General features: G+C 69.5%; 25 protein-coding genes. 12 read left to right on the plus strand and 13 right to left on the minus strand.

Going from position 1 to position 25,935, the window contains the following annotated elements; translation table 11 throughout:
• Positions 1 to 106 precede the first annotated feature (106 nt).
• The 4 genes from ACGFU6_RS10085 to ACGFU6_RS10100 all read right to left on the minus strand — a co-directional run bounded on the left by ACGFU6_RS10085 (position 107) and on the right by ACGFU6_RS10100 (position 2,879).
• Entirely contained in the window at positions 107 to 388 is a 282-nt protein-coding gene (locus ACGFU6_RS10085) for a hypothetical protein (protein WP_393340661.1), read from the minus strand.
• A 379-nt stretch (positions 389 to 767) separates the two neighbouring features.
• Positions 768 to 1,160, minus strand: coding sequence for a hypothetical protein (locus ACGFU6_RS10090; RefSeq protein ID WP_393340659.1), 393 nt, complete (start codon positions 1,158 to 1,160; stop codon positions 768 to 770).
• A 142-nt stretch (positions 1,161 to 1,302) separates the two neighbouring features.
• Positions 1,303 to 1,725, minus strand: coding sequence for a sortase domain-bontaining protein (locus ACGFU6_RS10095; RefSeq protein WP_393340656.1), 423 nt, complete (start codon positions 1,723 to 1,725; stop codon positions 1,303 to 1,305).
• 251 nt (positions 1,726 to 1,976) lie between these two features.
• Positions 1,977 to 2,879 (minus strand): LPXTG cell wall anchor domain-containing protein, encoded by a 903-nt coding sequence (locus ACGFU6_RS10100; protein ID WP_393609504.1) that lies wholly within the window; start codon positions 2,877 to 2,879, stop codon positions 1,977 to 1,979.
• A gap of 251 nt (positions 2,880 to 3,130) precedes the next feature.
• Between ACGFU6_RS10100 and ACGFU6_RS10105 the strand changes: the two genes are divergently transcribed.
• Both ACGFU6_RS10105 and ACGFU6_RS10110 read left to right on the plus strand, forming a co-directional pair.
• Positions 3,131 to 4,378 carry a hypothetical protein gene (locus tag ACGFU6_RS10105; protein ID WP_393609506.1) on the plus strand — a complete coding sequence of 416 codons (1,248 nt, stop codon included), beginning with the start codon at positions 3,131 to 3,133 and terminating at the stop codon, positions 4,376 to 4,378.
• Positions 4,342 to 5,082: a hypothetical protein gene (locus ACGFU6_RS10110; protein ID WP_393609508.1), complete on the plus strand. Its 741-nt coding sequence runs from the start codon at positions 4,342 to 4,344 to the stop codon at positions 5,080 to 5,082. Before ACGFU6_RS10105 ends, ACGFU6_RS10110 begins: the two co-directional genes overlap by 37 nt.
• A 302-nt stretch (positions 5,083 to 5,384) precedes the next feature.
• On the opposite strand, the gene ACGFU6_RS10115 is transcribed toward ACGFU6_RS10110, so the two are convergent.
• The 3 genes from ACGFU6_RS10115 to ACGFU6_RS10125 form a co-directional block, all read right to left on the minus strand.
• Positions 5,385 to 6,137 carry a hypothetical protein gene (locus ACGFU6_RS10115; protein WP_393609509.1) on the minus strand — a complete coding sequence of 251 codons (753 nt, stop codon included), beginning with the start codon at positions 6,135 to 6,137 and terminating at the stop codon, positions 5,385 to 5,387.
• A 512-nt stretch (positions 6,138 to 6,649) separates the two neighbouring features.
• Positions 6,650 to 7,165, minus strand: a complete 516-nt coding sequence (locus tag ACGFU6_RS10120; protein ID WP_393340644.1) for a hypothetical protein — start codon at positions 7,163 to 7,165, stop codon at positions 6,650 to 6,652.
• Between the two features lie 292 nt (positions 7,166 to 7,457).
• Positions 7,458 to 7,928, minus strand: coding sequence for a hypothetical protein (locus ACGFU6_RS10125; protein ID WP_393340641.1), 471 nt, complete (start codon positions 7,926 to 7,928; stop codon positions 7,458 to 7,460).
• 354 nt (positions 7,929 to 8,282) lie between these two features.
• Here ACGFU6_RS10125 and ACGFU6_RS10130 point away from each other — a divergent pair, with 354 nt between their 5' ends.
• From ACGFU6_RS10130 to ACGFU6_RS10145, 4 genes are all read left to right on the plus strand, one after another.
• Positions 8,283 to 8,483 carry a cold-shock protein gene (locus ACGFU6_RS10130; RefSeq protein WP_393609511.1) on the plus strand — a complete coding sequence of 67 codons (201 nt, stop codon included), beginning with the start codon at positions 8,283 to 8,285 and terminating at the stop codon, positions 8,481 to 8,483.
• A gap of 763 nt (positions 8,484 to 9,246) precedes the next feature.
• Positions 9,247 to 9,948, plus strand: a complete 702-nt coding sequence (locus tag ACGFU6_RS10135; RefSeq protein ID WP_393340635.1) for a hypothetical protein — start codon at positions 9,247 to 9,249, stop codon at positions 9,946 to 9,948.
• A gap of 123 nt (positions 9,949 to 10,071) precedes the next feature.
• Positions 10,072 to 10,374, plus strand: a complete 303-nt coding sequence (locus tag ACGFU6_RS10140) for a helix-turn-helix transcriptional regulator (protein ID WP_393340633.1) — start codon at positions 10,072 to 10,074, stop codon at positions 10,372 to 10,374.
• An 83-nt stretch (positions 10,375 to 10,457) separates the two neighbouring features.
• The gene (locus ACGFU6_RS10145; protein ID WP_393609744.1) at positions 10,458 to 11,678 is read left to right on the plus strand and encodes a tyrosine-type recombinase/integrase; all 1,221 of its coding nucleotides are present in this window, start codon (positions 10,458 to 10,460) and stop codon (positions 11,676 to 11,678) included.
• Positions 11,679 to 11,821: 143 nt separating this feature from the next.
• Here ACGFU6_RS10145 and ACGFU6_RS10150 read toward each other — a convergent pair whose 3' ends face one another.
• Positions 11,822 to 13,351 carry a UDP-N-acetylglucosamine 1-carboxyvinyltransferase gene (locus ACGFU6_RS10150; protein ID WP_123527244.1) on the minus strand — a complete coding sequence of 510 codons (1,530 nt, stop codon included), beginning with the start codon at positions 13,349 to 13,351 and terminating at the stop codon, positions 11,822 to 11,824.
• Positions 13,352 to 13,665: 314 nt separating this feature from the next.
• Here ACGFU6_RS10150 and ACGFU6_RS10155 point away from each other — a divergent pair, with 314 nt between their 5' ends.
• A complete protein-coding gene (locus ACGFU6_RS10155; protein WP_393609512.1) occupies positions 13,666 to 14,322 on the plus strand; it encodes an MOSC domain-containing protein in 657 nt (218 codons plus the stop codon).
• 12 nt (positions 14,323 to 14,334) lie between these two features.
• Here the strand turns inward: ACGFU6_RS10155 and ACGFU6_RS10160 are convergent, their stop codons facing one another.
• The 5 genes from ACGFU6_RS10160 to ACGFU6_RS10180 all read right to left on the minus strand — a co-directional run bounded on the left by ACGFU6_RS10160 (position 14,335) and on the right by ACGFU6_RS10180 (position 19,151).
• On the minus strand, positions 14,335 to 14,964 hold the full coding sequence (locus ACGFU6_RS10160; protein WP_393609514.1) for a glyoxalase: 630 nt from the start codon (positions 14,962 to 14,964) through the stop codon (positions 14,335 to 14,337).
• 5 nt (positions 14,965 to 14,969) lie between these two features.
• On the minus strand, positions 14,970 to 15,434 hold the full coding sequence (locus ACGFU6_RS10165) for a helix-turn-helix transcriptional regulator (RefSeq protein WP_393609515.1): 465 nt from the start codon (positions 15,432 to 15,434) through the stop codon (positions 14,970 to 14,972).
• A 14-nt stretch (positions 15,435 to 15,448) separates the two neighbouring features.
• On the minus strand, positions 15,449 to 15,859 hold the full coding sequence (locus ACGFU6_RS10170) for a VOC family protein (RefSeq protein WP_393609517.1): 411 nt from the start codon (positions 15,857 to 15,859) through the stop codon (positions 15,449 to 15,451).
• Between the two features lie 95 nt (positions 15,860 to 15,954).
• A complete protein-coding gene (locus ACGFU6_RS10175; RefSeq protein WP_393609519.1) occupies positions 15,955 to 16,758 on the minus strand; it encodes a class I SAM-dependent methyltransferase in 804 nt (267 codons plus the stop codon).
• A 173-nt stretch (positions 16,759 to 16,931) separates the two neighbouring features.
• A complete protein-coding gene (locus ACGFU6_RS10180) occupies positions 16,932 to 19,151 on the minus strand; it encodes an MMPL family transporter (RefSeq protein ID WP_393609521.1) in 2,220 nt (739 codons plus the stop codon).
• A gap of 202 nt (positions 19,152 to 19,353) precedes the next feature.
• On the opposite strand from ACGFU6_RS10180, the gene ACGFU6_RS10185 reads away from it, so the two are divergent.
• The 5 genes from ACGFU6_RS10185 to acnA all read left to right on the plus strand — a co-directional run bounded on the left by ACGFU6_RS10185 (position 19,354) and on the right by acnA (position 25,925).
• Positions 19,354 to 20,121, plus strand: coding sequence for a TetR/AcrR family transcriptional regulator (locus ACGFU6_RS10185; RefSeq protein ID WP_393609522.1), 768 nt, complete (start codon positions 19,354 to 19,356; stop codon positions 20,119 to 20,121).
• Positions 20,122 to 20,232: 111 nt separating this feature from the next.
• Positions 20,233 to 21,408, plus strand: a complete 1,176-nt coding sequence (locus ACGFU6_RS10190; RefSeq protein ID WP_393609524.1) for an alpha/beta hydrolase family protein — start codon at positions 20,233 to 20,235, stop codon at positions 21,406 to 21,408.
• Positions 21,409 to 21,466: 58 nt separating this feature from the next.
• The gene (locus ACGFU6_RS10195) at positions 21,467 to 21,907 is read left to right on the plus strand and encodes a glutaredoxin domain-containing protein (RefSeq protein WP_393609526.1); all 441 of its coding nucleotides are present in this window, start codon (positions 21,467 to 21,469) and stop codon (positions 21,905 to 21,907) included.
• A gap of 143 nt (positions 21,908 to 22,050) precedes the next feature.
• Positions 22,051 to 22,911: a phosphotransferase enzyme family protein gene (locus ACGFU6_RS10200; protein ID WP_393609746.1), complete on the plus strand. Its 861-nt coding sequence runs from the start codon at positions 22,051 to 22,053 to the stop codon at positions 22,909 to 22,911.
• Positions 22,912 to 23,210: 299 nt separating this feature from the next.
• Entirely contained in the window at positions 23,211 to 25,925 is a 2,715-nt protein-coding gene (gene acnA, locus ACGFU6_RS10205) for an aconitate hydratase AcnA (protein WP_393609528.1), read from the plus strand.
• The last annotated feature ends 10 nt before the right edge of the window (positions 25,926 to 25,935 follow it).

A 25,935-nucleotide genomic window follows, 5' to 3' on the forward strand; every position in this document is an offset into this window, starting at 1 on the left:
CTGACCACCCGCCGGACGGCCCGCTTCATGAAAGCGCGAGGCTAACCTCGATCGTTCATGAGTCCTCGTCGGTTCGCTGACGGGGACTCTATAGCGTGACCGACGGTCAGTCGGGAACGATGCACCAGATGTGCCATTTGGCCGCGCCCCAGCCCTGGACGGAAGCGGTTCCCGGAGGGCAGTCCTGGTAGACCCATTCGCCGCCGGGGACGCAGGTGTCGAACCCCGTGCCGTTCTTCTGCTGGGCCCCGGGGAAGGGGCATTCTTCGTCGTCGGCCACGACGCGCTGTGACGCCGTGTGGACGGGGGCGGCGGCCGTGGCCGCGCCTGTCTGGGTGAACGAGGCGCTGGCGAGCAGGGCCACGACGGCGAAGGTGCGGAATTGCACGTGTACTCCTTCGTGTGGACAGAACATGCGCCCACAGCATCCCGGCCCGTGCGCAGCCACAGCGCCAGTCAGCCTTTCGTGGGCGCGGCGCAGCCCGCAGGAACTGCGGGGCGGGCCCGCCGCGGCGCGAACCGGTGCCGCTGCCCCGAGTGCGCCCTGTCCGCAGTCCTTATCCCTCCTCCATCACCAGGGCTGAGGACAAGGAGAGGGGCACAGAGGGGATGTCAGCGCTCCGGAGCGGCAGCGAAGACATCACTACCGCAGGCCAGGGGCGGTTTTCGAGGCACCCTTGACAGAACGGTGTGCACGCGTAGTTGCCGGGTTGGTTGCCTACCTGGTTGCGCAGTTGGTTGCCGGATTGGTTGGCGAACGGCACCGGTCAAAGGTTCCGGAAACTTCGGCGGCGCCGGTCCGCAGGCTGCTGCCCGGATGGACGAACCGACCGTGACGTCCACGTTGGCGGCATGTTGGAACGCCCATGGACTTCGTGGTTGCTTTTCAAGGCGATCACGCTACGTGCGGCGGAGAGGAACTCGGTGGTGATGGAGAGGAGTCCGAGGGGTTCGGTCCAGTTTCCGACATCGTCACCGATCTGTGGCAGGGCCACGGTCCGGGAGAGCGCATAGGCCAGGACCGCTGCTGCGGTCACGGCTGCTGTCAGAGCCCACACGGTGGGGCTGTCGTGGAAGGGGAGGGTCAGCGCCAGAGCGATGCAGACGGCGGTCAGTGCGATGAACAAGGCTCCGATGTAGGGAGCTTCCTTCAGGTGCATCGGTGTGACCGGGATGTGCGCGACGCCGGCGACCACAAGCAGGACAGCGGCGGGATACCGCAAAGGATTGCGCAGAGGTGTCCGCCGCCACGAGGGCGCTATGGGCGCTTCGAACCACGGCAGCCTCCTGGGAGTGGTGTGGTCAGCGGGATGGCGGCCTGGTGTGGGGGGTGGCGTAGACGACGACGTTGTCGTTGTACTCGCGGGTGTCCGCGTTCCAGCCGGTGCAGGTGATCAGGCGCAGGCTCGGTCCTGGGGTGGGTCCGTAGACGGTGCTGCTGGGGAAGTCGTCCTTGGGGTAGACGGCGACGGCGTCGATGGTGAAGTGGGCCGTGCTGCCGTCCTTGCGGGAGACGGTCACTGGCATGCCGGGTTTGACGGCGCTGAGGTTGTAGAAGGCGGCGGGGCCCGCTGTCGAGTCGACATGCCCGGCGAGGATGGCGGTGCCGCGCTCACCCGGAGTGACGGAGGAGTCGGGCCAGCTTGCTTGCTGCGGGTTGTCGGGGAGCGGGATTTCTCCGTCCTCGGCGGTACGGACCGGCTGTATCGATGCACGCAGGGTCACACCGGCAATGGCAACCGAGGCCGGGATGGACCGGGCCATGCCGGACTGCGTGGCGGTAGTGGTGGGGGCTTGTGTCGGGACGGCTCCGGCAGGGAGGGGGCGTGGCGGCGGGGATGGCTGGTCGACTACAGCAACGCCGATGGTCACGGCGCCGGCGAGTGCGCACAGTGCGGCCGCCGCAGTCCATACGCTGCGACGGCCTTCCCCGCGGGCCGAGTGAGGGCCCTTGTTCATGGGTGCTCCCGCTGCCGTCAGTTCTGCTTGAGGGCGTGCTTGCGGCGGCGCAGCACGACCATGCCGGTGGCGCCCAGGAGCAGCGTGCCGGCCGCGCCCAGGAGAGCGGTGTGCTGCGCACTCTGGGTGCCGCCTTCACCCGCGGCTACGCTGCCGGAGGGGCCGTCGGTGGTTCCGGGGAGGGTCTGGAACCACAGGAAGATGTTGGTCGGGATGGGCTTGGTGACACCCGAGTTGGGGTCAGCGGCCAGCTTGTTGACCGTGTCCATGCTCTTGCCCGCCTGGATCTTGGCGAACGAGTCGGGGTTGGTGACACCGATGACGGAGACGGGCCACCACTCGGGCTTGTTGTCGTTCCGGTCGGTGATGATGTGGTCGTGACCAGGCAGCATCGTGTTCTTGAGCGCGGAGGCCGGCATCTTCAGCGTGGCGGCGAGCCGCGAGAGGTCGATGTTCATGGGGTGGTCCACGCACGGCTTCCCCGCGGGGCACTGGAGCGTGGCGGGGGCCGGGGTGAACAGGGGCACCGGGATGTACAGCGGGTCGGTGAACTTGTCCGACGTCGTCCCCGGCGGCACCTGGTTGTACTTGGCGCCGGCCTCGCACTTGCTGGGAGCTCCCGAGGTGACGGAGGTGTCGCAGTAGAAGTTCTGGGTGTAGAGGAACTGGGTGGTCTTGCCCTCGTACCAGCCGTCGGTGACGCCGATGTTTCGGCAGAGGTCCTGCGGCTGCCCGGTGGTGCACATGTTCTTCAGCGGCTGGATGACGCGGTTTCCGGTGGGAGCCGGACCGAACCCGTCGCCGCTGTTGCCCATACCGTCAGCGGCCGCGAGACCGATGGTGCCTGCGGTGGCCAGGGCGAGGGAGGATATTCCGGCAGCCACCCGGGCCAGACGCTGACGAGCTATGTTTGTGCTCATTCCTGATTGGTCCTTTCGATTCGCCGTGACCCTGTCGGCATCGCGTGGCAAGGTCTCCGGACAGCGGGGCCGCTTAGGGGCGGCACTCCACATCCAGGACTACTGCACGTGAGCCGCCATGGCTCTGGGTGATGGACTGTGTGGGTGATCAGGCCCCGGCTCAGTGGCGGTGGAACACCGACACGCTTCGATCCGCTCCGGACTGATCACCGTCGACGGCATTCGGCTTTCTTCTGAGACAGGGGTCTTCCGTGACAGGAAAGCTGGTTACCAGGGATGAGCGTCTGACGCGGCTGCGCGAGCAGCTGCAGGGCGCTGCGACGGTGACCGAGGGACGGGCGGCCTCTTCGAAGGGCGCACGGTTGTTGTACGGGGTGGCCTTGCACGGTGCGGCGCGTCAGGCGGCGGGTCTGGAACTCACCATCCTGGAGGGCGAGCTGGTGCAGGTGCTGGCCGCGGTGCTGCCGGATGAGGAGGAGGTGCGGGACTTCGGGCAGGTCTACACCGAGGAGTCTGTCGGCCGCTCGCATCTGTTCCCCGACTGTCTGGCCACACGCCCGGTCACCGAGGGGTACGCGGAGGAAGACCTGGCGCGGGATCTGCCCGCCCTGGCCCCGGAGATCGCGGCGCAGACGAACGTGCGGGTAGTCGACCTGGACGCCGTCGAAGGGGCGGGTGTCCGGGGGGCCCGTACGGATGAGGAGTTCGCCCGCGCGGCCGCCGAATACGGGTGGGGGGCGACGGTGATGACCGCCTCGGGGCAGGAGCCGGCCCCGGCGAACGCGCCCGCGATTCATGCGCGGATGAGCCTGACGAAGTTCTGGTGCTACAAAGAATCCAACGAGTGGAGCGCCTCCGACGAGCTCTACTGGGCCGTCTGCTCCGCCGCCGACGAAGGATCAGAGCGAGCCGCGGCCACACGTGAGTACGAGGACGTCGACAAGGGCGAGACCCACTTCCTGGACCCGAACACCATCATGTTCGAGGGAATGGTCAAGAACTCGCTGATCGTGCATATCGAGAGCTGGGAAAAGGATCAGGGCAGTCAGGCGGACGTGCAGCGCATGCTCGCCCAGATGACCACCCGCCTGCGCACCACCGCCGAGAAGCTGGCCCTGCTCCCGATGGGCGACTGGGAAGCCTCCGACGCCTACTCGGCCCTGGCAGGCATGCTCGCCGACCTGGTCCTCGCGCTCATCAATATGGCGGCAGACGACTGGGTCGCGGGCCACGTCTTCACCTACGACCGCGCAGCCCTGCAACGTCTGTCCGGGCCCGAGATCAAACTAGGCTACTTCGGGGGGTCCCAGTATGAGGGCGGGACCGAGCTGTACGGCCGGATCGACGTCGCCACCACCGACGTCAACAACATCGCCCTCATCACCGGCAACGGCACCACCTGGAACACCCAAGCCTGCCCTGGCCCGGTTCCAAAACCCCGGACGCGCCCGCCCTGGCCGCGGTGGGCTCCACCCTGTACTGCGCGGTGCGCGGCATGAACAACCAGATCTACATCAGCCGCCAGACCGCCGGAACCTGGAGCGGCTTCGCCCCGGTCCCCGGGATCGGGAGCTACTACGCCCCGGCGCTGACCGCCCACAACGGCCAGCTCTACCTGGCCCACACCCGCACCGACGGCGCGCCCCTCGTCCGGTCCTCCACCAACGGCACCACCTGGACCTCCCCGACCCTGCTCCAAGGCCATGCCGTCTCCGGCCCTGCCCTGGCCGTGCGTAACGCAGTGCTGCACTGCGCATACGCCTCCCATCGCGGGGCGATCTGGTTCAACTACTCCACCAACCCGGCTGCAACCGCGTGGACGCGGGCCGAGGGTGTCACCGACGTCGAGGCCAATTCGGCTGCCCCCGCGCTCGCGTCGATCGCGGGAAACCTCCATCTCGTCTACCGTGCCGGACACGATCACGGCATATACCACCGGATCCACAACGGCTCCGTATGGCAAGCCCACACCAAGCTTCCCGGCACCACGGCGGACTCCCCGGCCCTGGTCGCATTCGGCAACCGCCTGTACTGCGCGGTCCGCGGCGGCGGCAACCACCAGCTCTACATCAGCAGCACCCCGAACGGGTCGGCCAACAGCTGGACTGCCTTCCAGACGGTCGCGGGTCCCCTGACGATGTCCGGCCCCGCCCTGGCCACCCCCAACAGCACCGACCTGTACCTCGCCTACCGGACCGTCTGACACCGGCCCGGCACGCGCGCACGCCGCCGCACCGCTCGGCAACCGACGACCGCGGTCATGCCTCCCGGCGCTCGGCGCTGCGTGTCCGGGGCGTTGGTGCGGGCGTGGGGCGGGGTGATCTGGCGGCTCTGGTGAAGGGGGTGTCGGGCGGGGAAGGCCGGGCGGTTCGCACCGCCCGGCCCACGTCACATGTTGATTGACAAGTCAGACTGCTTCGCGCATCGCCAGCACGGCTTCCCTGAGGTCCTTGGGTGCCTCGGCATAGTGGCCCGTCTCGACCCGATACCTGCCTGCGCCGATGGTCACCGTGCGCAACTCGGCGACAAGGCGGGCGTTTCGGACACTGGGGGATCGCCGGAGATCAGATTGCCCGCCGCCCAGTGGTCCTCGAAGGGCCCGACGAACCCGCGGGCTGCGTTGAATGCCTCGCGGACTTTCTTCAAGGCCGCGACCTCGGCGGCGGCGAATCCGGCCTCCGCCCCGCCTTCGCCGTCCGTCAGTGTGACCCGCAGGTCGGTCGCCGCGAAGCCCCAGGGCCCTGCCTGTGCCGCCTGTTCCCGGCAGTCGGCGTCTACCGCCGAGGCGGCCCCGGCCGGGAGCCTCCCGGCGGGGGACCTGTCCGCGAACACGTAGCCGCCCTCCGCCAGAGGCTCCACCGTCAAGGTCACCTGAGCGCCGTCGGCGGTGCCCTTGACCCAGGTGGCGGCGGCACCTATCCCCTCCAGGTATACCGCCCTGGAGCGGAGGCGGGTCAGACCGACGCCGAACTCCTCCCGCAGGCGGGCCGCCAGAAAGGTCAGCCGTCCCTCGCTCGTGCTGCGGAGGGTGGCGTGCCCGGTCCCCGCGTCGAGCACGTACCGGAGGGACCGGTCGGCCGCGGCGAGCTGCGGCAGGGCGGCAGCCAGTTGCTCCCTGTCCGCCGGTGTGGTGGGCTCGACGACGCACTCGACGACGAGCGGGCCAGTCCCGGCGTCGAACGTTGGGGCGTCCCACTCCACCGCGTCCTTCTCCTCTTCCAACTCCCAGCCCTCGTCCACAATGTCCGAGTCGGCCATGGGTCCCCTGGAATACGTGCGGTCGTGCGGGCGCCCGGTCCCAGCCGCCCGCTTTGTCCCTCCGGCTCTACCGGACGGGAGCCGCACCGCGCAGGAGGACTTCAACGGCGCGCCGGTGTCGGCCCGTTCCCACCGGGCCGGCCGGGCTCACTCGTCCTGACCGTCGTCATCATCGAGACCGACGGCGTCCGGGTCGCGCAGCGGGCGCAGGCCGTCGACTGGCTGGGAGGCGGTGAAGCTGTAGCGCCGAATGCCCCCCCTGGTTCTCCTTCACGGTGACGCGAGCGAATCCGCCAGGAGCGCCCACAAATCCCTGGAGGCAGTACTGCTTGCGGAGCGTGTCCAGGGTGCCGTCCACCCGCAGCGAGTCCAGAGCGGTGTTGAGCCTGTCGAGTGGTCACTACGGTGTACGCGGCAAGCCGAAGGGGCCTGCGACGGGTCCAGGCCCGCAATCCGAATGCCCCGTTGAGACCTGGCAGCCTGGGTGCCTTCCTGTGTTTCGCCCCGGTAGTTCAGGCGCTGGCGAGGAGGTCAACTTTGTCGCCGCGGGAATCGCCTGGCGAGGCAGTGGAGAACCCGACGACGGAACCGCTTCCCGTATGGGTCCAGTGCTCGCTCGCGTCCTTGTTCACGACCGTGCCGTCCGGGTTCTGCTTCCACGCCAGTTTGGCGGGCCTGACGACCCTCCGGCAGATGACGGCTTGCCAGAGACGGCCCGAGGCGTTGATGCAGCTGCCGTCGGTGCCGTACACGATGCCGTATCCGTCCGCGTCCACTGTGCGACGCTCCCACAGCTGGGCGGTGTTGGCAGGGTCACAGGGCCGGTAGCGCAGGATGGCGGGGTCCCTCGTCTCCCGCGTGACGCACTGCTTGGCACCGTCGATGGTGGCCTGGATACGGAAGGAGGTCTTCGCGGGCGGGAACACGCTGGTGGCAGCACTCGCCGAAGTGGCCGAGAGGACCGAGCAAGCGGCAGCGGTGAGGGCCACGAGAGCCAGGGCCGGGGAACGGCGGGAAGACGTATTCATACGGATGGGACTCCTTGGCTGGACGGCACGATGCGGCACCTGGATATCCAGGCGTGAACTGGCAGGAACATGGAGGAACGGACCGGAGTATGCGCACAGGGCCAGCAGAAGCCCCGGATCTCAGCCTCACAGGCTTCCCTGTCGGCACACGGCCACGCCTGACCGTAGGTGCGCTCGATCCCCCCGGACGGAGTAACTCTGCTGTGCTCGGGGGCATGTCAGGCGGTGGCGGTGTGACGCGTGGCTTTGTTCACGGACTGCTCGTACCCGAGGCCACGATGTCAGGTGTGGGTCACACTCCGTTCCAGCGGAGCCCGAACCAGGAGTCCCAGCTCTCCTGCCGGCCGCCGGTGTTGTAGATGCGCCCGGTGGTGTCGTCGCAGGATTCGGCGCGGAACTCGAAGTGGGCTGTGTTGCGGGGGCCCAGGTGGAGCCTCCTGGCCTTGGCGTCGACGCTGTCCTTGTTGTAGGTGACGGTTCGTGTGGTGTTGCCGTTGTTGGAGCCCCTGAAGATTGTTGCGGTGCCCTTGTCGAGGGTGATGGTGAAGGACTGCTTCTCGATGTGCCCGAGGACGTCGTAATCGCGGCTGCCCTTGTAGACCGCGTGGTCGTTGGGTCCGGTCCAGTCCGCCAGGGTTGCTCCGCAGTCCTTGGCCCTGCCGTCGCCCACCGCTGGCCCGGTAACACCGGCGAGGGTGGCCGCCGCCAGTACGGTCGCCAATGCGGCCTTGGTGATGAGTCGTGGGGACACGCGTCCGGTCATGTGGAAGTTCCTTCGCTCTGAGGGCGACGCCGGTCGACGTCCATACGTGATAATCACGCCGCCCGCCCCATGGACGCCGGGCAGCCGGGGCAGCGTCACCCGCCCGGGGGGTGGCGAACCTCCGATCGGGCTACACCGCGCGTGACTTCGGGGCCCGAGGGCCCTCCCTCCGTCGAAGTTCGAGGCCGTCACGCGCCAGCGGCCCGCGAGGGGGATACCAGCGCCCCGTTCGATGACCTCGCGCCGGCCCCGCGTGGGCGCTTCACCCGTTCGGTTCAGTTCGGCACGCCCGCCAGGGGCGTGACCTTCCGTGTGCGTGCCGTGGCGGTCCGTGAACTATGGAGGGAGAGTGTTATGCCAGCAGGAACGGTGAAGTGGTTCAACGCGGAGAAGGGCTTCGGCTTCATTTCCCCGAACGACGGCGGCCCGGACGTACATGTCGAGGCCGCCGTCCTTGGCTCAACGGGCTGGTTCCTGGAAGAGAACCAATCGGTTTATTACGATGTCACCGATGGCCCGCGGGGGCCCCAGGTCACGGGCGTCACCGCGATGTGAGTCGCCCCTCCCTGCCGTGCGCCTCCCGGCCCGCGCACCCGCGGGCCGGGAGGCGGCCCACCGACTTCGTCGGCGGACCGTCACGAAACTTCGCGGCTAGGACCTGAGTTCGCTGCTTGGGGATAGGTCAGTTCTCTGTTCAGGTTCGGGCTTGGAAGCATCGACGCCCCATCCTGTCCGGTGCTGATTGCGTTCCCTGTGCCTCTTGCTCTACCTCCGTAGTCCAGCGAGGGGCGTCTGCTGCGTTCCGGTCGAATCTTTCGGCCGCCTGGAGCCGTAACTCCGCGCAGAAACGCTGCCGTTCGGCGTTCAGGTCGCCTCTTTGTGTCACCCGCCGCTTCGGTGATACCGCACGGGCAACGAGCCGTCAGCCCCTACGGCCCCACGAGTTCAACCTCAGTAACAACGAAGGAGTAAGCGCTTAGAAGGCGCCTGCTCTGTCACAACGTTTTCGCCCGTTCCGGGCCGAGTGCTCGATGGGTCGATCCTGGTGATTCCGGCACCAGCGTGGTGGTTTGGCGTGTGGTTCGCCGACGGCAGACATATTGATCCCGGAAGGGACTGGAATCGTGCGGGAAAGGAAGCGAACCTAGATCAGCTCGCGGAAGGGTGTGTGCGTGAGCGGGGCAACATAGCCGACGATCGCCGGTTAGCCAAACCGGCGGTTCTCCGGACCATTGGAGAAGTCCGGTCGCCCTGCGATTTGCATGCGATGGCCGGACGGCTGTTTCTATCCCCAAACCTCACTTCAAGGAGCTTTCCCGTGGCCGCAGTTGTTAGCGAAGGAACGTTTCATTTTTCCGATCGGCAGTGCTTCGCGATCCTGGACTGGGCTGGCGAACAGCCACAGAGCGGCCTCGTTCTGCGGGCCTTCCTGGCCTCCATCGCTCTCGCGGCGCTGCGCCCGGAGGAAGCCCTGGCGCTGCGTGTTCGAGAGGTGGAACTCGCAGAAGACGGCGCTGGTTGGCTCCTGGTCCACTCTCAGGCTCAAGAGCGCCGCGAGAAGGATTCGGACCGTGCGGGCGCCGTACGGCGTGTTCCCGTCTGCCGTGAGTTGGCGGTGATCCTGAAGGCGGAGACCATCCGGCGCGGTCTCGGCCCTGAGGACGCGATATTCGTTCTCGACGATGGACAGCCGCTTACCGCTGAGGTCTACCGGAAGGTTTGGCGGCAAGCGCGGGCGGCGGTTCTGCAGGCGCATGAACTCGACTCGTCGCTCGGTAGGCATGTATCGGCTCTCCGTGACGCGCGCATCGCGACATGGCTGAAGAACGGCGACCAGACGGCGGGCCACCTCCTTGCGGTGGCCGAATGCGCCGGAATGAGCGCTCCTCGCCTCGCCGAACGCTTCGCGAACTGCCTTCGCAAGCCGACACGGGACGAAATCCCTTGGGATCGACTCGAAGCCGCCTTGGCCCTTCCTGACCCGCCGAGCCAGCCGACTTCGACCGCACGGCGTCCGTAGCGGCACACCGGGTCGCGGCTTGTCCGCGATTCTTCCCTGCCTCACGACAGGCAACGGCTGGGCGGACCAGCGGTTTCCGCCCAGCCGGGCTCGCCTCTCCCGCCTCTCACAGAGGAACCCCAGATGCCTGCACGACCCTTGCTTGCCCCCACTGCTTCCTCCACGGCGGTACGTACGGCCTTCCTGACCGTGAAGGACGCCGCCGATTACCTCGGCCTCTCACCCCACACCCTCTACGTCTGGCGCCACCGCCGTCAGGGACCGCCGAGCTTCCGTATGGGCCCCCGCGGTCGCGTCATGTACCGAGTGGCAGCTCTCGACGCCTGGGTCCGCGAACAGGAGCAGGCCGACTCCCGCTCCAACCCCGCCCTCAACCCACTCAGCGTCCGGCCGCAGGAGCGTTCCGCCCGCTTTACCACCGCCTGACACGGCCTCCTGCGCCATAGAACGCCGCCGTCACCCTCATCACAAAGGAGCTCCACCTGGCCGGCTACATAGAAGACCGATGGCTGAAGAAGCGCCCGAACCCGAAAACCGCCAAACGCGACCGCACCGCCATGTACGGCAAGTGCACCCGCTACCGCGTCAAGGGCATCCCCGGCGTCAAGGACCGCTCCTTCGACGCCCTCCAGGACGCCAAGACCTGGCTCGCCCAGGCCCAGACCGACGCACGCCGAGGCGAGTTCGTCGATCCCCGCGACGGGGCCATCTTCCTCAAGGACTACATCGCCACCCACTGGTGGCCCACCCAGAGCGGTGACCCGTCCACGATCGAGCGGATCGAACAGAGGGTACGCCGCCACATCGTTCCCCACCTGGGTGCTCAGCCCCTCAACGCCATCGGCACGGAAGTCCTGCGCCACTGGAAGAAGCGGCTGGAGAAGGACCTCGGTCCGACCTCCATCCGTCTGGTCTGGGCGACGCTCTCCAGCGTCCTCCAGGCTGCGGTCGAGGACCGTCGCCTCGGACGCAACCCATGCCGGTCCAGCACGGTCCGGCCTCCGCCCGCGGCCCCTGGCAGGGTCGAGGCGTGGCCGCCCGAACGGGTCCTGGCGGTACGGGAGGCCCTGCCGGACCGCTACCGGCTCCTCCTCGTGATCGGAGCAGGTCTCGGGCTCCGCCAAGGGGAAGCGCTCGGGCTCTCCACGGACGACATCGACTTCGAGAAGGAGGTCGTCCATGTTCGGCGGCAGATCAAGATGGTGCGAGCGAAGCTGTGCTTCGCGCTTCCGAAAGGCCGCAAGGTCCGGGACGTGCCGCTGCCGGCCAGCGTGGCCCGGGCTATCCGGCAGCACATGGAGCAGTTCGTGCCGGTGCCGGTCACGCTGCCCTGGGACGATCCGACTCCGGCCGAGACGCCGGTGGAGGCCAAGCACCGACGGCCGAGGACCTACAGCCTCCTGGTGGCGGGACGCGAGCGGAAGGCCATCAACCGGAACTACTTCAACTCCTACGTGTGGAAGCCGGCCCTGGCCGCGGCAGGTGTGATCGCCGCGCTCGACGAGGGCAGCGCAGACGGTGCTCGCGTGTGGGAGCCGTCCCGGGAGCACGGCTTCCACGCCCTGCGCCACTTCTACGCCTCCGAGGAACTGGAGGCTGGCGAATCGGTCGTCTCCCTGGCACGCTGGCTGGGGCACTCCGACCCCGGGTTCACGCTACGGAAGTACTCCCACTTCCTGCCTCGCGCGGGCGCACGAGGCAGCGCCGCCATCGACGCGATTTTCGCGTAGCCGTGGCCGGTCGGCAGAACCTGTGGAGCGTGGCTCGTAGCCCACCGGGGGCCCAAAGTCCCAGAGAAGTCCCAGAGGTGCCGCCGCACCCCTCCCTGACCCGCTAAATGGCAGGTCAGACGGGGTGCGGCGGCATCCGTATATCAAATGTCCCGGAAGATCTCGATCTGTGCGCCCACCGAGTTCAGCCGCTCCGCCAGCTCCTCGTAACCTCGGTTGATCACGTACACGTTGCGCAGTACGGAGGTGCCCTCGGCCGCCATCATCGCGAGCAGCACCACCACCGCGGGCCGCAGTGCGGGCGGGCACATCATCTCGGCCGCGCGCCACCGGGTCGGACCCTCGACGAGCACCCGGTGCGGGTCCAGGAGCTGGAGCCGCCCGCCGAGGCGGTTGAGGTCGGTGAGGTAGATGGCGCGGTTGTCGTAGACCCAGTCGTGGATGAGGGTCTGGCCGTGGGCCGAGGCGGCGATGGCCGCGAAGAACGGCACGTTGTCGATGTTGAGGCCGGGGAACGGCATCGGGTGGATCTTGTCGATCGGCGCCTCCAGCTTGGAGGGCCGGACCGTGAGGTCGACCAGCCGGGTGTGCCCGTTGTCCGCCGCGTACTCCGAGGTGCGGTCGCAGTCGACGCCCATCTCCTCCAGCACCGCGAGCTCGATCTCCAGGAACTCGATCGGCACCCGGCGGATCGTCAGCTCGGACTCCGTGACGACGGCGGCGGCGAGCAGGCTCATCGCCTCGACCGGGTCCTCGGAGGGGGAGTAGTCGACGTCCACGTCGATGGTGGGCACACCGTGCACGGTCAGTGTGGTCGTGCCGACGCCGTCCACCCGTACGCCCAGCGCCTCCAGGAAGAAGCAGAGGTCCTGGACCATGTAGTTGGAGGACGCGTTGCGGATGACGGTGGTGCCGTCGTGCCGGGCGGCGGCCAGCAGCGCGTTCTCGGTCACGGTGTCGCCGCGCTCGGTCAGCACGATGGGGCGGCCGGGCGTGACGGAGTGGTCGACCCTGGCGTGGTAGATGCCCTCGGTCGCGGCGATCTCCAGACCGAACCGGCGCAGCGCGATCATGTGCGGCTCGATGGTCCGGGTGCCGAGGTCGCAGCCGCCCGCGTACGGCAGCTTGAACTGGTCCGTGCGGTGCAGCAGCGGCCCGAGGAACATGATGATCGACCGGGTGCGGCGGGCGGCGTCCGCGTCGATGGCGTCCATGTCGAGCCGGGCCGGCGGGACGATCTCCAGATCGGTGCCGTCATTGATCCACCGGGTGCGCACACCGATGGAGTTCAGCACCTCCAGGAGGCGGTAGACCTCCTCGATGCGGGCCACCCGGCGCAGCACCGTGCGGCCCTTGTTGAGCAGTGAGGCGCAGAGCAGTGCCACGCAGGCGTTCTTGCTGGTCTTGACGTCGATGGCGCCGGACAGCCGGCGTCCGCCGACCACCCGCAGGTGCATGGGGCCCGCGTAGCCGAGCGACACGATCTCACTGTCGAGTGCTTCACCGATGCGGGCGATCATCTCAAGGCTGATGTTTTGATTGCCGCGCTCGATGCGGTTCACGGCGCTCTGGCTGGTGGCGAGCGCCTCGGCGAGCTGGCTCTGTGTCCAGCCCCGGTGCTGGCGGGCGTCACGGATGAGCTTGCCGATACGTACGAGGTAGTCATCTGACATGCCAAAAGGCTATCTCATATATGAGATGAGGCTGTTGGTGGGGTGTGGCGTTCGGGTGACGGGCGGGTGCAGGCCCGCGGTGCGGGCGCACGGCGGAGTGCGGGCGCCGCCGCCCGCCTCCATCGTCCGCCCGCCTGGCCCGGCCGGCATCCGGGGCGCGTCCAGCCGGGTGCCTCCGCCGGTGGCGGGAGCCTGGCCGCCCGCCCCGTCCGCCGGCCCCGTCCGCCGGCCACGGGCGGCAGCCCCGGGCGGCAGCCCCGGGCGGCGGGATAAATGTGTCGCCCCGGCGCGGGCGCGATCGTATGGTCCCCGGCATGAAGCTGCTCTCCGTCAACACCGGCCGGCCCCGCCCCAACCCGTGGAAGGGACTGGGCTCGACCGGCATCGACAAACGGCCCGTCACGGGACCGGTCGCCGTCACCGCCCCCGGCCCCAAGGGCACCGGAGCGGTCGGCCTCGCCGGTGACCGGGTCTACGACGTGAAGCACCACGGCGGCTCCGACCAGGCCGTCTACGCCTACGCCCGCGAGGACCTCGACGGCTGGCAGGCCGAGCTGGGCCGGCCGCTGGCCGACGGCGTCTTCGGGGAGAACCTCACGACCCTGGGGATCGACGTCAACGGCGCCCTGATCGGGGAGCATTGGCGGATCGGGGCGGACGTCCTCCTGGAGGTGTCCTGCCCGCGGATCCCGTGCGGGACGTTCCAGGGCTGGCTGGGGCGTGACGGCTGGATCAAGCGGTTCACGCAGGCCGCACTGCCCGGGGCCTACCTGCGCGTGATCGAGCCGGGCGACATCCGCGCCGACGACCCGGTCGAGGTGGTGCACCGGCCGGATCACGAGGTGACCGTCGCGCTCGCCTTCCGGGCCATGACCCTGGAGGGCGAGCTGCTGCCCCGGCTGCTGGCCGCCGACGCGCTGCCGGACGAGAGCAAGGAGCTGGCCCGCCGGCGTACCTCCGGGCGGCGGTGAGGACGGGGCGAGTCATTGTGCGGCTTCCCAGGCGAAACCGTCCGGGTCCGTGAAGGGGCCGGCGCCGCCGCCGATCACGAGCCGGTGCGAGCCGGTGCCGTCGGGGGAGACCCCGGCGTCCTTGGCCAGGGCGCGACGCCGGTACAGCGCCGGCTTGACCTGACCCGGGCCGGCCTCGAACTCGACGTACATCCGGCTGATGCTCTTCGCCACGGCGAAGCCCCGGCCGACGTAGAAGCGCTTGCTCGCGACGATGTCCTCGACCCCGAGCAGGAGCACGATGTCGTCGACCTCCCGGGTGGCCGGACCGGTGTCCTTCTTCGCGGAGGTCGCGACCTTCCAGATCGTGCCGTCCGGGGTGCGGACGACACCGCCGTACCCCCAGAACGACTTGGCGGCGGGCTTCAGCGACGTGGCACCGGCTTCGAGCGCCGAGCCGATCAGGCTGTCGACGGTGCCCGGCTGCGACACCGTGAGCGAGAGCGTGAATCCTCGGAAGCCGTCCGACGCCGCCCCGGAGGCCCGCAGGCGCAGCTGCGGGCCCAGGCCGAAGGCGGCGGCGTAGAAGTGCTGGGCGGCCGCGAGGTCGTCCACTTCGAGGGTGAGTGAGTCGACTGAGGTGACCGCTTCGGTGATTGCCATGACAGTCACGCTAGTTGTGGCTCCGGGGCGGGCGCTTCTCGATTCCTGACCGGTCGCGTCACTTGTTTCGCCACGCAGGGCGGCGCCCCCGAGACGGCGCCCGAGGCCCGGCGCCGGTAGGCGCTGGGCGACATCCCGACCAGTTCGGTGAAGCGCGTGCTGAAGGAGCCGAGTGATGAGCAGCCGACCGCGAAGCAGATCTCCGTGACGCCCAGGTCGTCACGGAGCAGCATCGCCCTGGCGCGCTCGATACGACGCGACATCAGGTACGCGTACGGCGACTCGCCGTACGCCAGGCGGAATTGGCGGCTGAGGTGGCCTGCGGACATGTTCACGTCGCGGGCGAGCGCCTCGACGTCCAGCGGCCGCGCGTACTCCCGGTCCATCCGGTCGCGCACCCGGCGCAGGAGTGCCAGGTCACGCAGTCGCTGATGTTCGGCGCGGGCCCGTGCCCACGAGGGACGGCACAAGAGCTGATCCCTTCTCAGTGGAGTTCCTGGATGCGGATCAAGTTGCCCGCGGGATCGCGGAAGGCGCAGTCCCGGATCCCGTACGGCTGCTGGGTCGGTTCCTGGACGACCTCGGTGTCGCCGGCCTGCACCTTCTCGAAGGTCGCGTCGAGGTTCCGGGTGGCCAGCAGGATCCACCCGTAGGTTCCCTTGGCCATCATCTCGGCGATGGTGCGGCGCTCGTCCTCGGTGACCCCGGGGTCGGCGGCCGGGGGCGCCAGCAGGATGGAGGTGTCGGGCTGACCCGCCGGGCCGACCGTGATCCAGCGCATCCGTCCCTGGCCGACGTCGCTGCGGACCTCGAAGCCGAGGGTGTCGCGGTAGAAGACCAGGGAGGCGTCCGGGTCGTCGTGCGGAAGGACGCTGGTGTGAATGGTGATGTCCATGGCGGTCAGGCTATGCACGCTCCCACGACCCGCGCTTCTCGAATCCTGACCGATTCGGGACCCGTTTCGGACCGGTCCGGCCGTCCGGGAGGCCGTTACGGGCGCCGGCCCCAGGCGGAGATCATCGGGGCCGTCGCCAGGTCGAGGTCCCCGGTGGCGACGTTCGACAGGTGACGGTCGATGTCCGCGTCGTTCGCGATCCCCGCCGTCACGAGCCTGCCACGGATCTGCCGTACGGTCGCCGCCTCGAGCACGGTGCAGGCGGGCGACGTGATCGGGAAGTAGGAGTCCGCCCGCACGTCGAGCAGGCCCGCCTCGCGCAGCCGCCTGGGCAGGGTCCGCCCGTACGCGAGATCGGCACCCCGCCCCGCCATGAGCTCCCGGAACCCGGACCGCAGACGGTTCGCCAGCCGCTGCTCGGGACCCGACTCGTCCGGACACAGCAGGGGCTGCAGCCCCGGGTCGGCGTCCTCCAGGAGCAGCACACCACCGGGTCGCAGTGCCTGGACCATGCGGCGCAGGGCCTCGGCGCGGTCGACGACGTGCACCAGGACCAGCCGGGCGTGCACCAGGTCGAACCCACCCGGCGGCGGCGGGTCCGCCGCGACGTCGTGGCGCAGTACCTCGACGACGTCGGAGGCGGCCTCCCGGGCCCAGGACACGTCGATGTCGGTGCAGACCACCCGGCCGGTGGCGCCGACCCGTTCGGCGAGACCTGCCGGAACGGAAGGGCCGCCGGCCCCGACCTCCCAGCACCTCATGCCCTCGGTGAGGCCGATCCGGTCGATGTGCCGGAAGGTCACCGGGTCGAACAGCTCGGCCAGCGCGCCGAACCGGATGCCCGCCTCCGACTGCTGGTTGTCCAGCAGATACCCGTGGTCCTCGCCGTGCTCGGTCATGCCCTGCCTCACCGTCGCTGTCCGCGTCCGCGCGGTCCGGCCGGTCCGCCGCACCGGAAGTCCACCATGCCCGGCGCCGCCGGGCACCGCCCGGCCCCCGGGTCGCCGCGCGTGTGCCCGCCTCCCGGTCACGGGGAGACGGGCACACTCCGTCGAGCGGGGCCGCAGGGTGGTCAGACCTGGGCCGCGTCCTTCACGTACGACGGCTCGGCGGCGGGTGCCGGGGCGGGGCCGCCCTCGCTGAGGCCGATCCGGCCGTGGACCCTGCGCAGGAAGCCGGGCGCGTACCAGGCCGCGCGGCCGAGCAGCCGCATCGCGGCGGGCACCAGGATGCCGCGTACCGCGACGGCGTCGATGAGGATGGCGAGGCCGCTGCCCAGGCCGAACAGCTGCATGAAGCTGAGCTCGGCCGTGCCGAAGGCGAAGAAGCTCACCGCCAGCAGACAGGCGGCCGCGCTGACGATGCGCCCCGTGTGCCCGAGGCCGTTGGTCACGGCGCTCTCGTTGTCCTCGCCCAGGTCGTGGAGTTCCTTGATGCGGCTGGTGACGAAGACCTCGTAGTCCATGGAGAGTCCGAAGGCGATGCAGAACATCAGCACGGTCATGGACACCTCCATCGGCTGCGCGGTGAAGCCGAGCAGGGAGGAGAGGTGGCCGTCCTGGAAGATCCAGGTCATGACGCCGAGGGTCGCCCCCAGGCTGATCAGGTTGAGCACCAGTGCACGCAGCGGCTGCACGATGCTGCCGGTGAACAGGAAGAGCAGCAGGAACGTGGTGAGGACGACCAGGGCCACCGCGATCGGCAGGCGGTCGGCGATCGCGCCCTTGGCGTCGACGAGTACGGCGTCGGTGCCGCCCACCAGCGCCTGCGAACCGGCGGGCGGGGCGAGCGCCCGCACCTCGCCGACCAGGGCCTGGGACTCGTCCGACTTCGGTTCCAGGGCGCTCACCACGTTGATGCGCTGTGCGTCGGGGCGGCCGAGCGAGGGATCGCCTGCGGCGGTGGACCGTCCGCCGGTGTACGTTCCCGCGCTGGTCTCGACCCGGGCGACGCCCTTGAGGCCGGACAGTCCGGCCGCGTACGACCCCAGCGGGGTCCTGCCCACCGAGGAGTCGATGACGACGTGGAGGGCGGCGTCGTCGTTGCCGTCGAACTTCTTCTGAAGGACTGCCGAGACCTGGCGGCTCTCGGCGCCCGAGGGCAGCACGCGCTCGTCCGGTGTGCCGAAGGTGATGCCCAGGAGCGGGCTCGCCGCGACCAGCAGGACCGCGAGCACCGGCAGCGCGGTGAGCGCGGGCCGCCGCATGACAGTGCCGGCCAGCCGCCCCCACATCGGGGCCCGGGCACTGGAGCGGCCCGGGTTCGACCACGGCAGCCGCCCGCTGTTGACCCGGTGGCCCAGGACGGTGAACAGGGCGGGCATGACGAACAGGGTGCTGAACGCCGCGATGGCGACGACCCCGACCCCGGCGTAGCCGAACGAGCGCAGGAAGTACTGCGGGAACACCAGGAGGGCTGCGAGCGCGGCCGCCACCGTCGCGGCGGAGAAGGCGACCGTACGGCCCGCGGTGCTCACCGTCCGCCGGACGGCGTCGTCCACGCTCGCCCCCGTCGCGAGCTGTTCCCGGAACCGGCTGATCATCAGCAGGGCGTAGTCGATGCCGAGGCCGAGCCCCAGTGCCGTGGTCAGGTTGACCGCGAAGACGGAGACATCGGTGACGCTGCCGAGGAGGAAGAGCTCCGCGAACGTGCCCGCGATGGCGATGATCCCGATCACCAGCGGCAGCAGAGCTGCCACGGCGCTGCCGAAGACGATCAGGAGCAGCACCAGGGTCAACGGTACGGCGATGCCCTCGGCCAGCAGCAGGTCCTTGCCCGACTGCGTCCCCATCTCGCTGGTCACGGCGGCGGCCCCGCCCGCCCGGACCGTGAGCACGTCCTTGTACGGCCCGGAGTAGGCGTCGATGACGCCCTTGGTGTTCTCGTCCCGCTCGGTGCCGTTCCCCTTCACATGGGCGAGCACCATGGCCTCGCGGCCGTCCTCGGAGCGCAGGGCGGCGCTGCCCGTGTCCCAGAACGAGACCACGTTGTCGAGGCTCTTCTCCTTCTTGAGGCTCGCCAGCAGGGTTTGGCCGCTCTGCCGCGCGGCCGGGGAGTCGACGCGGCCCCCGTCGGCGCGGACCAGCAGGACCAGGTTCGTCTCCCCGCCGAACTTCTCGTCGATGACCTCTCCGGCCCGGGTGGACTGGGAGGCCGGGTCGTCGTAGCCGCCCCCGAGCAACTTGCCGAACGCGCCGGAGCCCAGGACGCCCATGAGGGCAACAGCCACGACGGCGACGACGAGTATCAACCGGGGCCGGCGGATGGCCAGTTCGGCTATGCGTTCAAACACGCACTTTCTCCTTAGGTGTTCATATGGCGAAAACGGCCCGAAGCGACCGGAGTTGTTCAAGGGGGGTGCTGCCGGTGTGCTGCCCGGCGGAGCGCCACGAATGACGTTAGTGGGGAACAAGAAGATTTGGCAGTGTTAGATTTTCTTCACGGGCGGCAACTTTCCCTTGCCCGGGGCGCACTGGCCGCCGTACGGTCGCCACATGCCTGCCGACGAACACGTGACGGCCCCGCCGACCCTGCGCCAGCGCCGCCGGGCCGCCGCGACCCGGGAGATCCTGGACGCCGCCGAGCGCGGCATCGCCGAGAGCGGTCCGGCCGCCCTGTCCCTGCGCGCGGTCGCCCGGGGCCTCGGTATGACCGTGCAGGCGCTCTACCACTACTTCCCGAGCAGGGAAGCCCTCGTCACGGAGCTCATCGCCAAGGCGTACGGCGACCTGGCCGACGCGGTGCAGGCCGCCGTCGACACCGCGCCGGACGACCCCGGCCTGCCGCGCCTGGTGGTCGCGGCCGAGGGCTACCGCCGGTGGGCCGTCGCCCACCCCGAGCGCTTCCAGCTGCTCTACGGCACGCCGCTGCGGGACTACGCGGCGCCGGTCGAGGGGCCGACGACGCAGGCGATGCGCCGGATGAGCTCGATCTTCGAGCGCGAGATGTTCGACGGGTTCACCCGGGAGCAACTCGCCGCCGCCGAGACCCCCGTGCTCTCGCCGGAGCTCCGGGCGTACCTGGAAAACCTGCCGCACTACGGCCCGGGACGCCTGCCGCCCCCCGCGACCGCCCTCCTGCTGAGCGCGTGGGGCCACCTCAACGGCCTTGTCATCCTGGAGGTGTTCGGCCACGCCGCCTTCCTGGGTGACCACCAGGCCGAGCTCTTCCGCCTCGCGATGCGGAACCTGCTGGACGACGTGCACCGGCAGATCCCGGCGGCCGACCGGCCGGACCGGCCTTCGAAGGCTTCGAGCGGCTGACCGCGCCGCAGTCGTGATACCCGGGTCTGACCGGAGTCAGACAGAAGAGGTACGCCCAAGTCGCCCTGTCGTCCCATGTGTTGGTGTCCGGGGCTGCCTAGCGTGGAGCACATGATCACAACCGGACTCCACAGGAGCGGTGTTGCCGCGCTCCTTGCCCTCGCCCTGTCCTTCCCGCTGCTGGGCGCGGCACCGGCCCCCGGCGCCCGGACCCCGTCCTGGTCCACTCGCACGGACGCGCCGCAACTGCCCCGCCCCACCGGCCCGTACGCGGTGGGGCGGCGCACCCTGCACCTGGTCGACCGTCACCGCGCGGACCCATGGGTGCCGGCGGCCGGTCACCGGGAACTGATGGTGTCGGTGACCTACCCGGCGCGCCCGGCGAGTGGCTCGCCCGTGGCGTACATGACGGCCGAGGAGGCGCGGCTCCTCCTGGCGGCGCAGGGACTCGACGGCGTCGTCTCCCCGGAGACGGTTGCCCGGACGGACACCTACGAGCGGGAGAAGGCCTCCCCGGCCCGGGGACGCTTCCCCCTGGTGCTGCTCTCCCCGGGATTCTCGATGCCGCGCACCACCCTCACCTCGCTCGCGGACGAGCTGACGAGTCGCGGCTATGTCGTCGCCTCGGTGGACCACGCCTACGAATCCTCTGGCACCGCGTTCCCCGGCGGCCGCGTGCTGACCTGCGTGGCCTGCGAGCGGGTCGACACCGACGAGGAACAGGCCGAGGCCGTGCGCGGCCGGGCCAGGGACATGTCCTTCGTGATCGACGAGCTGACGAACGGCCGGCAGGCGGGGGCGCTGTCGGGGGCGATCGACCCCCACCGGATCGGCATGGCCGGTCATTCGATCGGGGGCGCGGCCGCCGCGGCGACCATGGCCGGTGACCGGCGCGTCCGGGCGGGAGCCGACCTCGACGGTGACTTCTTCGTGAGCCCCGCCGCGGCGGGGCTCGGGCGGCGCCCCTTCATGATGCTCGGCACCGAGACCCTGCACAGCCCCGGCAGCGCGGGCACCGACTGGCCCGGGGCCTGGGAGCATCTGGCGGGCTGGAAGCGCTGGCTGACCGTGACCGGCGCCGGGCACTTCTCCTTCACGGACCTGCCGTACCTGGCCGATCAGCTCGGCCTGCCGGACCCCTCCGTGCCGCTGTCCGCGGAGCAGGGGTGGCACATCACCCGTGACTACGTCGCGGCCTTCTTCGACCTGCACCTGCGGGGCATCCGGCAGCCGCTCCTCGACGGTCCCTCCGCCAGGTATCCCGAGGTGGTGTTCCGGCAGCCCTGACCCGGACGAAAGCCCCTGTTGCGGCGAGCGGTTCGGCTCATCGGTAGCCTGCTCCACCATGATGCGCGCCTGGATCCTGCCGATGCTCTACCTGCTCTGTGGCTCAGCCGTCGCGACGGGGTCGATCCTGGAGGGGAGCACCGGTACGGCGGTGGCACTCCTGCTCGTGTTCCTGGCACTCGCGGGCCTGCACTCGCCCCTGATCTTCCCGAGGTCGACCGGTGCCCGGGAGGCGCGGCGCCGCAGCGCCGCCGACGGCCGGCCGGTCGTCTACTGGCGGCCGGGCTGCGCGTACTGCATGCGTCTGCGCATCCGGCTGGGCCGCGGCGCCGGCCGGATGCACTGGGTCAACATCTGGCGCGACCCGGAAGGAGCCGCGGCGGTGAGGGCGGTCAACAACGGCAACGAGACCGTGCCGACCGTCTTCGTCGCGGGGCTGCCGCACACCAACCCCGATCCCGCGTGGGTGCGCGAACAGCTCGCCCCTCCTCGGGGATGAGGCAGGGACGACAGGCGAGCCGACCTGTCGCAGTGAAGGCCGAGCGGTCCTGCCGCGCCCTGAGCCGAGCGACGACAGTTGGCACCCGGCCACCCCTGGCCGGCATCGCCCTCGCTCATCCATGCCAAGATTCGAGGGTGGATATGGCCGATGTCACGCGTGCGATCGCGGCTGCGACTTCGGTCGCCGCATCGCTCGACCTGCCGGCCGACGACGCAACCGTTCTTCACAACTCGAACAAGCTGGCACTGCGGCTGACGCCGTGCGACGTCTTCGCCCGGGTCGCCCATGTGGGACAAGAGGTTGCACGGTTCGAAGTCGATCTCGCCCAGCGGCTCACCAGGATCGGATGCCCGGTGTGTCCCTTGGAGCCCCGGGCGGACCCGCGAGTGTACGTACGCGATGGCTTCGCGGTGACGCTGTGGACCTACTGCGAGCCCGTGACACCTCACACCTCGCCGGTCGGCTACGCCAGGGCGCTGGAGCAGCTGCACGCCGGTATGCGCAAGGCCGATGTGCCGAGCCCGAGGTTCACGGACCGGATTACGGAGGCGGAGGAAGTCGTCGCCGACCCGGATCGCTCGCCGGAGCTCACCGGCGCGGACCGCGTGCTCCTCAGCGGCAGGCTGGCAAGCCTGCGACGAGCGATCGACGACCGCGGCGCCGTGGAGCAGCTGCTCCACGGCGAGCCCCATCCGGGCAATGTGCTCAGCACGGAGAACGGCCCGTTGTTCATCGACCTTGAGACGTGCTGCCGTGGTCCCGTCGAGTTCGATCTCGCCCATGTTCCGGAGGCGGTCTGCGCGCACTACCCAGGCGTTGACCAGGGGCTGCTGGACGAGTGTCGGCAGCTCGTTATCGCGATGGTCGCCGCGTGGCGTTGGGAGCTCGGCGACCAGTTCCCGAACGGGAGGTGGTTCGGAGAGGAATGCCTGCGCTTGCTTCGCGAGGGTCCTCCTTGGCCGGCACTCGACACAGTCACCAGGCGGCTGGATGAGCTGTAGTAATCGCCGAAGGTCACGTGAACGCGGCAGGGAGCCAAGCGACGAGGCTGCCGCCGTCCCAACCCCATGCGCGCTGCGAACGGGCGAGCCCCGACATGACCCTTCCCCGGCGATGTACTAGAGTTATCTCGACATCGAGATATATGCCGAAGGCGCACAGCGGGCCGCCGCGCGGTAAGGGCTACCTAACTAAGCCTTACCTTAGCGGATGGTCGGAGTGGCTGTAGGCAGCACCACGCGGCGCCCGCCCCAGTGAGGCGCGGCGCGGAGTTACGCGCACATTGATGAAGGAGACTGTCGTGTCGGCGAACAGCTTCGACGCCCGCAGCACGCTGCGCGTGGGCGACGAGTCGTACGAGATCTTCAAGCTGGACAAGGTCGAGGGCTCCGCGCGCCTCCCCTACAGCCTGAAGGTGCTGCTGGAGAACCTGCTCCGCACGGAGGACGGCGCGAACATCACCGCCGACCACATCCGGGCGCTCGGTGGCTGGGACTCCCAGGCTCAGCCCAGCCAGGAGATCCAGTTCACGCCGGCCCGCGTGATCATGCAGGACTTCACCGGTGTGCCGTGTGTCGTGGACCTCGCCACCATGCGTGAGGCCGTCAAGGAGCTCGGCGGCGACGCCACCAAGATCAACCCCCTCGCGCCGGCCGAGCTGGTCATCGACCACTCCGTCATCGCCGACAAGTTCGGCACCAACGACGCGTTCGCGCAGAACGTCGAGCTGGAGTACGGCCGCAACAAGGAGCGCTACCAGTTCCTGCGCTGGGGCCAGACCGCCTTCGACGAGTTCAAGGTCGTCCCCCCGGGCACCGGCATCGTCCACCAGGTCAACATCGAGCACCTGGCCCGCACGGTCATGGTGCGCGGCGGCCAGGCGTACCCCGACACCCTCGTCGGCACCGACTCGCACACCACCATGGTCAACGGCCTGGGCGTGCTGGGCTGGGGCGTCGGCGGCATCGAGGCCGAGGCCGCGATGCTCGGCCAGCCGGTCTCCATGCTCATCCCGCGCGTCGTCGGCTTCAAGCTGACCGGTGAGCTGCCGGCCGGCACCACCGCCACCGACCTCGTGCTGACCATCACCGAGATGCTCCGCAAGCACGGCGTCGTCGGCAAGTTCGTCGAGTTCTACGGTGAGGGCGTCGCCGCCACCTCGCTCGCCAACCGCGCCACTATCGGCAACATGTCGCCGGAGTTCGGCTCCACCGCCGCGATCTTCCCGATCGACGACGAGACGCTGAAGTACCTGCGCCTGACCGGCCGCGACGCCCAGCAGGTCGCGCTCGTCGAGGCGTACGCCAAGGAGCAGGGCCTCTGGCTCGACCCGGCCGCCGAGCCCGACTTCTCCGAGAAGCTGGAGCTCGACCTCTCCACGGTCGTCCCCTCCATCGCCGGCCCGAAGCGCCCGCAGGACCGCATCGTCCTCGCGAACGCCAAGGCGCAGTTCGCCCAGGACGTGCGCAACTACGTCTCGGACGACGAGGAGGCGGGCAAGGAGTCCTTCCCGGCCTCCGACTCGCCGGCCGCCGCCAACGGCGTCCCGTCGAACCCGGTCACCGTGACCGCCCCCGACGGCACCTCGTACGAGCTCGACCACGGCGCCGTCACCGTCGCCGCGATCACCTCCTGCACCAACACCTCGAACCCGTACGTGATGGTCGCCGCGGCGCTCGTCGCCAAGAAGGCCGTCGAGAAGGGCCTGACCCGCAAGCCGTGGGTCAAGACCACGCTCGCCCCGGGTTCGAAGGTCGTCACCGACTACTTCGACAAGGCGGGCCTGACCCCGTACCTCGACAAGGTCGGCTTCAACCTCGTCGGCTACGGCTGCACCACCTGCATCGGCAACTCCGGCCCGCTGCCGGAAGAGGTCTCCAAGGCGGTCAACGACCACGACCTGGCCGTCACCTCGGTGCTCTCCGGCAACCGTAACTTCGAGGGCCGGATCAACCCCGACGTCAAGATGAACTACCTGGCGTCCCCGCCGCTGGTCGTCGCGTACGCCATCGCCGGTTCGATGAAGGTCGACATCACCAAGGACGCCCTCGGCGTCGACCAGGACGGCAAGCCCGTCTACCTCGCCGACATCTGGCCGACCGAGGCCGAGGTGAACGACGTCGTCGCCAACTCCATCGGCGAGGACATGTTCAACAAGTCCTACCAGGACGTCTTCGCGGGCGACGCCCAGTGGCAGGCGCTCTCGATCCCCACCGGCAACACCTTCGAGTGGGACGCCGAGTCCACCTACGTCCGTAAGCCCCCTTACTTCGAGGGCATGACGATGGAGACCACCCCGGTCTCCGACATCACGGCCGCGCGCGTCCTCGCCAAGCTGGGCGACTCGGTCACCACCGACCACATCTCCCCGGCCGGTGCGATCAAGGCCGACACCCCGGCTGGCCAGTACCTCACGGAGCACGGCATCGAGCGCCGCGACTTCAACTCCTACGGCTCGCGCCGTGGCAACCACGAGGTCATGATCCGCGGCACGTTCGCCAACATCCGCCTGCGCAACCAGATCGCGCCGGGCACCGAGGGCGGCTTCACCCGCGACTTCACCCAGGCCGACGGCCCGGTGTCCTTCATCTACGACGCCTCGCAGAACTACCAGGCCGCCGGCACCCCGCTGGCCATCCTGGCGGGCAAGGAGTACGGCTCCGGCTCGTCCCGCGACTGGGCGGCCAAGGGCACCGCGCTCCTGGGCGTCAAGGCCGTCATCGCCGAGTCCTACGAGCGCATCCACCGCTCGAACCTCATCGGCATGGGCGTCCTCCCGCTCCAGTTCCCGGAGGGCCAGACCGCCGAGACCCTGGGTCTCACCGGCGAGGAGGCCTTCTCCTTCACCGGCGTGACCGAGCTGAACGACGGCACCACCCCGCGCACCGTCAAGGTCACCACCGACACCGGTGTGGAGTTCGACGGCGTCGTCCGCATCGACACTCCCGGTGAGGCGGACTACTACCGCAACGGCGGCATCCTGCAGTACGTGCTGCGCAGCCTGATCCGCAAGTAGGTCCGGCGGG

Origin of the sequence: Streptomyces sp. NPDC048462 (genome assembly GCF_043200175.1) — a bacterium.
Lineage (GTDB): Bacteria > Actinomycetota > Actinomycetes > Streptomycetales > Streptomycetaceae > Streptomyces.